Consider the following 10,183-nt stretch of genomic DNA (forward strand, 5'->3'; position numbering starts at 1 on the left):
GGGACCACTTTGCCGTGCCGCTGCGAGGTTGTGTCGGCGGGGCGTGGTTCCATCGTGGGCGTGAACGGGCGGCGAACAGCGGCAGGAACCGACGCGCGGCTGGTCCGCACGCCGGTCACCGGCACGCCGTCCTTCCAGTGGGATTCCGGCGCCCGCCGCCTGCTGGCCGCCCCGGACGGCTTCCGCCGGGTCCTCGGTGGCCCTGGCACGGGTAAGACGGCTTTGCTGGCGTCGGCGGCCTCACGGCGTATCGCGGAGGGCGCGGATCCGGAGAGCGTGCTCATCCTGACCACCTCCCGCAAGGCGGCCGACGTCCTGCGCGCCGACATCACCCACCGGCTCACCACCGATCCGGAGGAAGATCCGCTCCCGCGCACCATCCGCGAGCCGCTCGTGCGCACCGTGCATTCGTACGCGTACGCGCTGTTGCGGATGGAGGCGCAGGCCGACGATCTCCCGCCACCCCGCCTGCTGGCCGGGGCGGAACAGGACGTCGTCGTCCGGGACCTGCTCGCGGGCGACCTCGAAGCGGGCGCGCTCGACTGGCCGGAGCAGCTGCGGCCCGCGCTGAACGTCCCCGGTTTCGCCGAGGAGCTGCGAGACCTCCTGCTCCGCGCCGCCGAACGCGGGCTCGGCCCGGAGGATCTGGTCGAACTGGGCAGGCGCCGCGACCGCGACGAGTGGATCGCGGCCGGGCGGTTCTGGAGCCAGTACGAAGAGGTCACGCTGCTGCAAGGCGCGGGCGGCAACGCGCTCGGCGTGGCGAGCGCGCCCGCGCTGGACGCGGCGGAGCTCGTCACTTCCGCGCTGCTGGCGCTCGAGGACGACCCTGAACTGCGCGAACGCGAGCAGCGCCGGATCCGGCACCTGTTCGTCGACGACGCCCAGCATCTCGACCCGTTGCAGACACAGCTCATCCGGCTCATCGGGCACGCGGCCGACGAGTTCGTCGTCGCGGGCGACCCCGATCAGTCCGTGTTCTCCTTCCGCGGCGCGGATCCCCGGCTGTTCGCCGACGCGGACGACGACGGTGAGCGCACGGTGCTGCTGACCACCGCGCACCGGCTCGCCCCGGTGATCCGCACGGCCGTCACGAAACTCGGCTCCGTGCTGCCCGGTTCGTCGCCGCAGCGCAAACTCGTCGACGCGCCGGACGCCGAGGGCGGAGCCGTCCGCGTCCGCCTGATGCCGACACCGGCCTCCGAGGCGAGCTGGATCGCCGATCAGCTCCGTCGCGCACATCTCGTCGACGGTGTCCCGTGGTCGGAGATGGCGGTGCTCGTCCGCTCGCCCGCGCGCACTTTCCTTGTCCTGCAACGTGCTCTGCGCGCGGCCGGGGTGCCGATCGGCTCGGCCACCGAGGAACTGCCGCTCGCGAAACAACCCGCCGTCCGGCCGTTGCTGGCGATGCTGAGGCTCGCGGCGGATCCGGAACTGCTCGACGTCGACCTCGCCGAGATGCTGCTCTCCTCGCCGTTGGGCGGCGCGGATCCGCTCGCCCTGCGGCGGCTGCGTCGCGGTCTGCGCAGGCTGGAACTCGCGGGCGGTGGCCAGCGGTCCAGCGACGAGCTGCTGGTGGAAGCCTTGCGCGTCAACGACGTCCTCACCGGGCTGGCCGAGGCCGAGTCCTTGCCGATGCGCCGGATCGGTGGCCTGTTGCACGCGGCACATCAAGCCGTGGCGCGCGGCGAAGGTGTCGAGCAGGTGCTGTGGGAGCTGTGGCAGAACAGCGCCCTGGAACAGCGCTTCCTGCGGTTGGTCGATCGCGGCGGTTCTCTCGGCTCCCAGGCGGATCGTGATCTCGACGCGATCGTCGCGCTCTTCGACGCGGCCGGTCGTTATGTCGACAGATTGCCGAGGGCGAGTGTCGCCTCGTTCGCGGATTACCTGTCTTCGCAGAACATCGCCGGTGGCACGCTGGCGCCCGCGGCCATCAAGAGCGAGGGCGTCTCACTGCTCACCGCGCACGGGGCCGCCGGCCGCGAGTGGACGGTCGTGTCGATCGCCGGCGTCCAGGAGGGCAGCTGGCCGGATCTGCGGCTGCGCGGTTCCGTGCTCGGGGTGGAGCGGCTGGTCGACCTCATGTCCGGCGTCGACGACGAGAAGGTGTCCGCCACCGCGCCGATCCTCGCCGAAGAGCGGCGGCTGTTCTACCTCGCCGCGAGCCGCGCGCGGAAGACGTTGCTGGTCAGCGCGGTCGCGGGGGAGGACGAGCAGCCCTCGCGGTTCATCGACGATCTGGAGGAGAACGGCGCGGACGACGGCGGCCTCGACTCGCGGATGAAACCGGCGGGACGTTCGCTGGTGCTCGCCGAACTCGTCGGAGAACTGCGCGAGGTCGTCTGTGATGACAAAAGCGCCCCCGAACGGCAGCAGAGGGCGGCGCGTCAGCTCGCGAAACTGGCCGCCGCCGGGGTGCCGGGCGCGCATCCGGGCACCTGGTACGGGCTGCTGGAACCCTCCACCGGCGAACCCGTGCACGGACCGGGCGATCTCATCCGCATCTCACCGTCCACTGTGGAGGTTCTGGTCAAATGCCCGCTGCGGTGGCTGATCGAACGCCACGGCGGCAGCGACCCGGCGCAGCTCGCGGCCGTCACCGGAACCCTGGTGCACGGTCTCGCGCAGGCTGTCGCGGGCGGCAGCAGCGACGAGCAGATCCGCGCGGCCCTCGACGAGGCGTGGGTGCGGGTCGACGCCGGGGCGCCGTGGTTCTCGCGCCGTGAGCGGTCGCGGGTCGAGCAGATGCTGCGGAACTTCGTGTCCTGGCTGGAGTCCAGCCGCAAGGAGCTGATCGAGGCCGGGGTCGAGCAGGACATCGAGGTCGAGCTGCCGGTCGGCGATGACGATCTCCGCGTGCTCCTGCGCGGCCGCGTCGACCGCGTCGAGATGGACAAGGACGGCCGCCCGGTCGTCATCGACATCAAAACCGGCAAGGTCCCGATCTCCGCGTCCGACGCCGAACAGCATCCGCAGCTGGCCGCATACCAGCTGGCCGTGCTGCTCGGCGCCGTCGAAGGCGGTTCGAAACCCGGTGGCGCGCGGCTGGTCTACGTCGCGAAGTCCAACAACAAGACCGGATCCACCCAGCGTGAGCAGGCGCCGCTGGACGAGGACGGCGGCAAGCAATGGCTCGAGCTGGTGCGTTCGGCGGCCGGTTCCGCCGCGGGCCCCGAGTACGGGGTCACCGAGAACCCGGATTGTGATCGTTGCCCGGCAAGGGGTTGCTGTCCGCTGCGGCCCGAGGGCAGGCAGGTGACCGGTCCTTGATCTCCGAACTCCAGCGCCGCCAGGTCGAACCGGGCGAGATCGCCCGCGCGCTCGGTCTGCACAGCCCGACCGACGAGCAGGCCGAGGTCATCGCCGCCCCCATCGAGCCGTCGCTGGTGGTCGCGGGGGCAGGCGCGGGCAAGACCGAGACGATGGCCGCGCGCGTGGTGTGGCTCGTGGCCAACAGCATCGTGCCGCCGGAACGCGTCCTCGGCCTGACCTTCACGCGCAAGGCGGCCCGTCAGCTCGGCGAACGCGTCCGCACCCGGCTGCGGCGGTTGGTCGGCTCGGGGCTGCTCGACAGGATCGACCCGACCGGTGACCTGCGCACGACGGTGACCGCCGGGGAACCGACGGTGCTCACCTATCACGCGTACGCCGGACGGCTACTGTCCGAACACGGCCTGCGGCTGCCGGTCCAGCCCGGGGTCCGGCTCCTCTCGGAGACGTCCTCGTGGCAGTTCTCGCATCGCGTGGTGTCCACTTGGGACAACGATCTCGACACCGATCGCGTGCCATCCACGGTGACGGCGCAGCTGCTGGCGCTGGCCGGGGAGCTCGGCGAGCACCTGGTCGAGACCGAACGGCTGGCGCGGTACACGTCCTGGCTGTGCGATGTCATCGAGAAAGCGCCGCGGGCCAAGGGCCAACGTGCGGCGCTGCCGCAGAAGCTGGCCGAAGTCATGACGGCGCAACGGTTCCGGCTCGCGCTCCTGCCGCTGGTCGAGGCCTATCACACGCGGAAACGAGCGGAGGGCGCGCTCGACTTCGCCGACCAGATGTCACTGGCCGCGCAGCTCGCCAGCAGCTATCCGGCGGTGGTCACGGGGGAACGCGAGCGCTACGGAGCCGTCCTGCTCGATGAGTACCAGGACACCGGGCACGCCCAGCGGATCCTGCTGCGGTCACTGTTCGGCGGTGTCGAACATCCGCCGATGCCGGTGACGGCGGTGGGCGATCCGGCGCAGGCCATCTACGGCTGGCGCGGGGCGAGCGCGGCGAACCTGCCGCGGTTCACCACGGACTTCCCTCGCGACAACGGTGAAAGGCTCGTCCCGGCGCTGGATTTCGGGCTGCTGACGAGTTTCCGCAATCCGCCCGAGGTGCTGGAACTGGCCAACGCGATCTCGGAACCGCTGCGGGAGCGCGGCCTCGGCGTCGCGCGGCTGCGCGCATTGGAAGGCGCGGGAACGGCGGACATCGCCTCCGCGCTTTTGCCGGACATCCGCGCCGAACGCGAGTGGGTCGCCGACGCGGTGGCGAAACGCTGGTTCGAAACCGTCGAAGAAACCGGAAAACCGCCGACGGCCGCGGTCCTGGTGCGCCGTCGTGCCGACATGGCGCCGATCGCGGCCGAAATGCGGGCCCGCGGACTGCCGGTGGAGGTCGTCGGACTCGGTGGCCTCCTCGACGAACCGGAGGTCGCGGACCTGGTCAGCACGTTGCGGGTGCTCGCCGATCCGCTCGCGGGCAGTGCGGCGGCGCGGTTGCTGACCGGCGCGCGCTGGCGGATCGCGGCGGCCGACCTCGCGGCGTTGTGGCGCCGCGCCGGTGAACTTTCGTCGCCGGTGCCGCCTTCGGGGAAGTCCGATGTGGACGAACCGGTGCTGGTGACCGAACGGGTCGAGCAGGCGGGCCTCGCCGACGCGATCGACGATCCCGGTGCGGCGGAACGGTATTCGCCCGAGGGCCTCCGGCGGATCAGGCGGATCGGCGCCGAGCTCACGGCGTTGCGCCGCCGCCTCGACCAGTCGCTGCCCGAACTGGTCGCCGACGTGGAACGCACCATGCTGCTCGATGTCGAATCCCTGGCCCGCCCCGGCCCCGCCGGTCGTGCGCATCTGGACGCTTTCGCCGACGTCGTCACGGATTTCGCCGAGACCTCGCCGACGGCCACTCTTCTGTCCTTTGTGGATTACCTGAACACGGCCACGCACGCGGAAGACGGGCTCACCCCCGGCGAGGTGGAGGTCGTCCCGGACCGGGTCCAGGTTTTGACCGTGCACTCGGCCAAGGGGCTGGAATGGCGGATCGTCGCGGTTCCGCACCTGGTCAAGGAGGTCTTCCCCGGGAGGCGCCGGTCTTCTTCGTGGCTGCGGACATCGACGTCGCTCCCGGCCGCGCTGCGCGGGGACTCGGAGGACCTGCCGGAACTGCGCGTCGCGGAAGGCTATGACCGCAAGGAAGTCCAGGAAGCGCTGGAACTGCACGAAGAGGGCTTCGTCGCGCGCGAGGCGGATGAGGAGCGGCGACTCTGCTACGTCGCGCTGACCCGGTCCGAGCACACCATGCTGATTTCCGGTCATTGGTGGAACGAGAGCAGCGCGCGGCCGAAAGGGCCGTCGGAGTTCCTGCTCGAAATCGGCGAGGTGATGCGGGAGAACTCGGTCGGCCGGATCGAGCACTGGGCCGACGAGCCGGAGTCCGACGGCGAGAACCCGCTGGTAGCCGACTCCCGCCGGTCCCGATGGCCGGTCGACCCGCTGTGGCCGCGGCGCGAGGGCGTCACCAACGGCGTCGATCTGGTCCTCGGCGCCATGGAGGACGCCGAAGAAGCCGGCTCCGAGGAGGAGGAAGACCCGGACGGCTGGATCTCCGACACCAAGGTGCTGCTGGAAGAGCGCGCGCGGGCACAGAACCGTGTCCAGCAGGTTGTCCTGCCGTCGCATCTCTCGGTGAGCCAGCTGGTCGAGCTGTCGGCCGATCCGGCCGCGCTGGCCAAACGGCTGCGGCGGCCGCTTCCTGTACGCCCCAACACTTACGCACGCCGGGGGACGGCGTTCCACGGCTGGCTGGAGCAGCGGTTCGGCGGGGAGCAACTACTGGAGATCGACGATCTGCCGGGCGCCGCGGACGTCGACGAGGCGCCGGATTCCGAGCTTGAGGCCTTGCAGACGGCTTTCGAGAAGAGCGAGTGGGCGCACAGGGTGCCGCACGCCGTCGAGGTCCCCTTCTCGGCCGACGTCGTGGGCGTGACGGTGCGCGGGCGGATGGACGCGGTGTTCGCCGATCCCGACGGCGGCTGGACCGTCGTCGACTGGAAGACCGGTGCCGTCCCGGAGAAGGACCGGCTCGCGCCGCTGGCCGTGCAGCTGGCGGCGTACCGGCTGGCGTGGGCCGCGTTGCGGAAGGTGCCGGTGGAGAAGGTACGGGCGGCGTTCCACTACGTGAAACACGACAAAACCGTCCGCCCGGCGGATCTGCTGGATGCCGAAGGCCTGCGACAACTGCTGCGAAGCGTCCCGACGCTCTAGGCGCGGTCGCGGACCTTGAGTGCCCAGGTCACGAGCGGGATCTGCAGCGGGACGCGCGCCCAGAAAGCCGCTCGCCAGTGCTTCGGGGCCTTCCGGCGGTCGGCGTCGAGGGCCATCTTCACGTTCCCCGGCAGGACCACCACGAACAGCAGCGCGGCCGCGAGCCCGCCGAGACGGCGCGTCTTCGGAGCGGCGACCGCGGCGGCGACCCCCAGCTCGGCCACCCCGGAGCCGTAGGTCCACGCCCGGGCGGAGCCGGGAAGCTGCTTCGGGATGATGGCGTCGAAGGGCTTGGGCTGGACGAAGTGCAGGACACCGGCCGCGCCGAGCAGGCCGGCGAGGAAATATGCGGGCCGCTGAGACGGCTTGTGATCCGAAGACATGCCCTGAGCTTCGCATACCGAGCTGAACGCAAGGTTCTTCGGCTATCCTCGGCGACCGTGAGTCACACGGACCAGGCCGGAGCCTGTGCATGAGGGTTCTCAAGCGTTTCCCGGTCAGGCTGAGCGACCGCCCGGACCACGAGCTCGTCGGCGTGATCCGGATGCCGGAACTGACGGTCAGCCCGCTGCGGTCGATCCTCAAACGGATCATCGGCGCGATGCTCGCCCTGCTCGCGACCGTTCTGATCGTCTACCTCGACAGAGACGGCTATCGCGACGCCAACGGCGACGGGCTCAGCTTCCTCGACAGCCTCTATTACGCGACGGTGTCGCTGTCGACCACCGGTTACGGCGACATCGCCCCCGCGACGTCGTCCGCGCGGCTGGTGAACGTCCTGGTGATCACCCCGCTGCGGGTGCTCTTCCTCATCGTCCTGGTCGGTACCACACTCGAAGTGCTCACCGAGCGCTCTCGCCAGGCTTTCAAGATCCAAAAGTGGAGGACGAAGGTGCGTGACCACACGGTCGTCGTGGGATTCGGCACGAAGGGCCGGTCGGCGGTCAACGCGCTGCTCGGGGACGAGAGCGTCGAACCCGACCACATCGTCGTCGTCGACACCGACCAGCAGGCGCTGGAAGCGGCGACCTCACTCGGCCTGGTGACGGTGCACGGTTCCGCCACCCGCGCCGACGTCCTGCGGGTCGCCGGCGTGCAGCGGGCCAAGGCCGTCGTCGTCGCCCCGAACCGGGACGACACCGCCGTGCTGGTCACCCTGACCGCGCGCGAGCTGGCGCCGAAGTCGCACATCGTGGCCTCGGTGCGGGAAGCGGAGAACGTCCACCTGCTCAAGCAGTCGGGCGCGAACCAGGTCGTGGTGTCGAGCGAGACCGCCGGGCGCCTGCTCGGCATGGCGACTTCGACGCCGCTGGTGGTCGACATGGTCGAGGACCTGCTCACCCCCGAGTCCGGTCTCGCCATCGCCGAACGCCCGGTGGAGCCGTCCGAAGAGGGCGGTTCGCCGCGGCATCTGCCGGACATCGTGCTGGGCGTCGTCCGCGACGGCGTCCTGTACCGCGTGGACGCGCCGCAGGCGGACGCGATCGAGCCGGGCGACAAGCTGCTGTACGTCCGGAAGGTGACTTCCGCGGAGACGATCGAGCGGTAGCGGGGGACCTTTGGTGTCGCCGCCCCCGGGACAAATGGGCTCCTGTGTTCTGCCGCTGGTATCACCCTCCCCGACGAGCGGGCTCGCTGTGTTTTGCCGCGAGGTTCTGGGAGCATGGCGATCGTGCGCAACCGATCGGACCCCGCCAGAGGGCTCACCCCGGGGTGGAACTCCCTGGCCGTGGCGGCCGGTGCCGGCCTGCTGGTGATCTTCCTGGCCTGGTTCGCCGGGCCGGGGCTGTTCGGCATCTCGAACGACGCCCAGGGGACGACGGTGCAGGCCGAGGTCGTCCAGCCCGCGCCCTGTACGGGCGGCGGCGCGACCGAGACCGTCAAGTTCGAATTCGGCGGCAAGCCGACGGAGGGCTCGCTCAACGGCTGCGGGCACGGCAAGGGCGAGCGGCTCGAGGTCGTCGTCCCTGACGGTGCTTCGGGGGACGCGGTCTCGGTGCACGCGGCGGACGCGGCGGCGGGTGCCAGCGACGCGCGGCGGCCGCTCGGGCTGGCCCTGCTGGTGTTCAGCTGCTTCGCGGGCGGGATGTACGTGTTCCTCGTCGTGCGCGGGCCGCGTCGGATGGCGACGGCCTGACACGAGCCCCTTGAGTGGCAAGGGGCGGTTATGGCCGAAAGTTGCGTGTCCGGGTGGCGATCACGTGTGATCAGAGACGGATCACGCGTGATTGGAGCCGGATCTCGCGTGATCGGGCGACGATCACGGAGTTCGCCTTCTGATCACGCGAGATCCGGCTCCAATCACGCGAGTAGCGCGTCCAATCACGAGCCACGATGACCAGCGGGACCGAACAAGCCGGAATCGCCAACGGCCCCGGATCCATCGGCGAGCGGCAGCCACCCGCCGAGCCGAGGGAAGGGGGCCTTCACGCGCGAAGCTAGGAAACGGCGCTCGCCGGCGCCGAGAAGGTGTTGCAGTCGGCGACGCGGTTGTTGCTCGCACCCGCCCGCCACCAGGACGCGTAATGCGCGTTCGTCCCGTGGTCCTGGCTGCGCGAGGTGTTGTCGCCCCGGGTCTCCTGGTCGTTCCAGGCCTTGTTGTACATGTCCCGGCTGACCGTGCCGCCCTGGTCGACGTGCGCGCCGAGGAACATCCCGGAGAAGCACTGCGCCTGCAGTTCCTTGCGCCGTGACATCTCCAGCCCGGCGGGGCTGTTCTGACCGGCGTCGTAGATCTTCTGCCAGGCCGCGTCCATCAGCCCGGCGACCTCCTGCACGTGATGCCCGTACTCGTGCGCGAACAGGGCCAGGTAGACGCCGGGGTTGTTGCCGTACTGGTCGGTCTGCAGACCACGGAACGGCACGTAGAGGTTGTTCTCGCAGTAGTACGCCGCCGTCGCGATGCCCACCTGGATCGTGCCGCATTCGGTTTCGAAGCTGGCGCCGGTCGGGAAGTGCAGGGCGGGCGGGGTGAAGGGCAGGCGGTAGGCCTCGAGGAACGGGCCCCACGCGTTGTCGAGGCATTTGCCCGCGGCGGTGAAGAACGCCTCGGCGGCCTGCTGGCTGCTCTGCCACTGCGGCAGCGCGCAGACGCGGTTCTGCAGGCCCGCGTTGGGGTCCTGGAGGATCGGGTGGTCGCCCAGCTTGAGGATCTTCTGCGGCCCGCTCGACGACGACGGCGCCCGGGAGGGTGACGTCGGGAACGGGTTCGGCGAAGAGGACGGTGACGACGACCCGCTCGGCGGCAGGGCCGCCGGGGAAGTCGGGTTCGGCAGGGTGCTGTAACCCGCGTTCGCTACGTGATCCTTGTCGTCACGATTGAGTGAAACGATCGCGACCAGGCCGAGCACCAGGACGGCGACCGCGCCGAGGCAGATCCCGATGATCGCGCCCATCGACCGGCGCGGTGGCGGCGGCGGGAAGTGGTGCGGCGCACCGTGCCACTGGGCAGGGGGCGGGCCGTGCACCGGCGGTGGCTGGACGGCGCCGCGTGGCGGCCACTGGCCGTGGGGCGGTTGCGTCATCAAGTCGGTCCCGGTGGTTCTAGGGGCGGACCGGGGGTGCCCGGCCCGATGTTCAGCATAACGAGCTAATGGCCTGCCCTCCCACTGCTCGGCTGCAGAGGGTATCCAGCGTGAGGCGAGCGGTCACCCATCAGT

6 protein-coding genes are annotated in these 10,183 nt (G+C 70.5%); 4 read left to right on the forward strand and 2 right to left on the reverse strand.

Annotated elements, in window-relative coordinates; genetic code table 11:
• Positions 1-54 precede the first annotated feature (54 nt).
• Together HDA45_RS26690 and HDA45_RS26695 are read left to right on the forward strand one after the other, a co-directional pair.
• Positions 55-3,270, forward strand: coding sequence for a PD-(D/E)XK nuclease family protein (locus tag HDA45_RS26690; protein ID WP_184899793.1), 3,216 nt, complete (start codon positions 55-57; stop codon positions 3,268-3,270).
• Positions 3,267-6,524, forward strand: a complete 3,258-nt coding sequence (locus HDA45_RS26695; protein WP_184899795.1) for an ATP-dependent helicase — start codon at positions 3,267-3,269, stop codon at positions 6,522-6,524. The genes HDA45_RS26690 and HDA45_RS26695 overlap by 4 nt, the downstream gene beginning before the upstream one ends.
• On the opposite strand, the gene HDA45_RS26700 is transcribed toward HDA45_RS26695, so the two are convergent.
• On the reverse strand, positions 6,521-6,907 hold the full coding sequence (locus tag HDA45_RS26700) for a DoxX family protein (RefSeq protein ID WP_184899797.1): 387 nt from the start codon (positions 6,905-6,907) through the stop codon (positions 6,521-6,523). The two genes, HDA45_RS26695 and HDA45_RS26700, sit on opposite strands and share 4 nt — an antisense overlap.
• Before the next feature lie 89 nt (positions 6,908-6,996).
• Between HDA45_RS26700 and HDA45_RS26705 the strand changes: the two genes are divergently transcribed.
• Both HDA45_RS26705 and HDA45_RS26710 read left to right on the forward strand, forming a co-directional pair.
• The gene (locus tag HDA45_RS26705; RefSeq protein WP_005167664.1) at positions 6,997-8,073 is read left to right on the forward strand and encodes a potassium channel family protein; all 1,077 of its coding nucleotides are present in this window, start codon (positions 6,997-6,999) and stop codon (positions 8,071-8,073) included.
• A 180-nt stretch (positions 8,074-8,253) separates the two neighbouring features.
• On the forward strand, positions 8,254-8,661 hold the full coding sequence (locus tag HDA45_RS26710) for a hypothetical protein (RefSeq protein ID WP_184906066.1): 408 nt from the start codon (positions 8,254-8,256) through the stop codon (positions 8,659-8,661).
• A gap of 301 nt (positions 8,662-8,962) precedes the next feature.
• On the opposite strand, the gene HDA45_RS26715 is transcribed toward HDA45_RS26710, so the two are convergent.
• Positions 8,963-10,048 carry a neutral zinc metallopeptidase gene (locus tag HDA45_RS26715; protein ID WP_425491718.1) on the reverse strand — a complete coding sequence of 362 codons (1,086 nt, stop codon included), beginning with the start codon at positions 10,046-10,048 and terminating at the stop codon, positions 8,963-8,965.
• Positions 10,049-10,183: the final 135 nt, after the last annotated feature.

Origin of the sequence: Amycolatopsis umgeniensis (assembly GCF_014205155.1) — a bacterium.
Lineage (GTDB): Bacteria > Actinomycetota > Actinomycetes > Mycobacteriales > Pseudonocardiaceae > Amycolatopsis > Amycolatopsis umgeniensis.